The 1,530-nt window shown below is 64.8% G+C and carries 3 protein-coding genes and 2 pseudogenes; 1 reads left to right on the top strand and 4 read right to left on the bottom strand.

The features are described 5' to 3' along the window. Together C8D93_RS20260 and pilL2 are read right to left on the bottom strand one after the other, a co-directional pair. Window positions 1-238: pseudogene (locus C8D93_RS20260) on the bottom strand (hypothetical protein); the annotation flags it as partial. Then, window positions 235-786 carry a PFGI-1 class ICE element type IV pilus protein PilL2 gene (gene pilL2 / locus C8D93_RS20255; RefSeq protein ID WP_110267091.1) on the bottom strand — a complete coding sequence of 184 codons (552 nt, stop codon included), beginning with the start codon at window positions 784-786 and terminating at the stop codon, window positions 235-237. The pseudogene C8D93_RS20260 and the gene pilL2, both read right to left, overlap by 4 nt. A 111-nt stretch (window positions 787-897) precedes the next feature. Here pilL2 and C8D93_RS21415 point away from each other — a divergent pair. Then, window positions 898-996 (top strand): annotated as a pseudogene (locus C8D93_RS21415) (lysozyme); the annotation flags it as partial. Window positions 997-1,034: 38 nt separating this feature from the next. Here C8D93_RS21415 and C8D93_RS20245 read toward each other — a convergent pair. Then, complete coding sequence (locus tag C8D93_RS20245) at window positions 1,035-1,313, bottom strand: hypothetical protein (RefSeq protein ID WP_211307449.1); 279 nt, start codon at window positions 1,311-1,313, stop codon at window positions 1,035-1,037. Between the two features lie 21 nt (window positions 1,314-1,334). Beyond that, on the bottom strand, window positions 1,335-1,530 hold a 196-nt coding region (locus C8D93_RS21035; protein ID WP_211307448.1), incomplete at its 5' end, for a hypothetical protein.

The following is a 1,530-nucleotide window of genomic DNA, read 5'->3' as shown; positions in this document are numbered from 1 at the left end:
TGATCGGCGCCGGCCGGCGCTTGTCCGCATCGGCCTGTCGTTCGAGATCGGCCACGCGCAGGCCCAGCGCCTTGACCTGCGCATCCTGCGCGCTGCTCTGGGTCTGTTCGGCGAGCCGCGACAGGCCGACGCTGTTGATGAGTGCTACAGCACTGATGAGCAGCAGCCAGAAGGCCGCGGCGATCTTGAGCCAGCGCGTGCGGGAATTGCGCTCGTATGGCGCTTGGGGAAAGGTCATGGCTGCATCTCCTCGGGCCGGTCGGCGTCCGGCACGGGCGTGGTGGTGCCGGGCGGGTTGGCGGAAAGGAAGGTGGGAGCACCGTGCCGGCTGAAGCAGACCTGGCGGGTCACGTCATCGACCGACAGCTCCCAGGCGGGGCCGGCAAGGGTCAGCAATGCATCGCGCAGCATCAGCGGGCCCAGGCGCAGGTGTGCGGCGGGCAGCGGCAGCGCGTAGAGCGATGCGGCCTCGGCCGCATCGCAGAGCCGGTAGCCGGAGCGCAGCAAAACGTGGCGCATGGCATCGCCCACGCTGGCATCGAGCATGGGCGGAATCGAGACCTCCACCGCCTGCTGCAAGAGATCACGCTGCGCGGGCTCCGGCACCAGCTCGACCAGGGTGTAGCGGCCGTAGCGGGCCACGGGCACCAGTCGCTGCTCCAAAGCTGGCTCGTCGGGTGGCGGCGCTTCTATGTGGTCAGGGGTGGCCGGTGTCGTCGTGCAGCCGGACAGCAGGCCGCTGAGCACGACGAAGATGCAGAGGAAACGAGGCAAAGACGGCAGCATGTGGCACCCCACGGTGACGGGATGCCTGCACCATTGCAGAACCGTGCTGCGCGGGCTGCCGAAAATCCGAAACGCGCGGCGCCCCCTTTCCCAAAGGAGGGGCACATATCAATCAGCCAGCGTGACTGGCTCGCTGCTGGGCAGGAACTGCAACAACGGGCCTATGGCGGCTGGAAAGTGCTGCCGGGGCTGCTAGCTCGGCGGGAGGCAGGGCAACGCTCTTTCTCACATAGACGGGAAGACAGGTGTCATCGAATCATCGCCAAGAGGCCAATGGCGACAACGACGCCAATGACGCTTGAAACAGCGACAGCTCCCCATGTTCCCAGCTTCGGCTTGAGCCAGTAGTAGCAGCCGAAGGTGACCAGCCCGCCGACGAGTCCGAACAACTTGACGATGATGACCGCGACAATGGACGGCCACAGCCAGTCCCATGAGCCGGACTTCTTTTCGGGCGTGGTCGCTGGTGCTGTTGCGGGAGCAGGCGTCGGCGGATGCGACGGCGCGTTCGGGTCTTCGTATGCCATTCGTTCCTCCTTTGTTAGTTATCACTTTCCTGCCGCGTTCAATGCGCTCATCAGGATCAGAACGGCGAAGACGGCGGCGGTACACACCAGCGCGCGAAACACTCCCCACTTCTTGTGGAGCACAGAAGTGGACCCGCTTCGTGAGACAGCTTTCCCGGATTTATAAGTGATGCTCTGCCGGGTTATGCCGCCAGCTGTGCTGGCAGTGCGTTGAAGT

It is taken from the genome of Sinimarinibacterium flocculans (assembly GCF_003201205.1).
GTDB classification, from domain to species: domain Bacteria; phylum Pseudomonadota; class Gammaproteobacteria; order Nevskiales; family Nevskiaceae; genus Solimonas; species Solimonas flocculans.
Note: the sequence above shows the minus strand (reverse complement) of the source record. Positions and strands in the feature narration are given on the sequence as shown.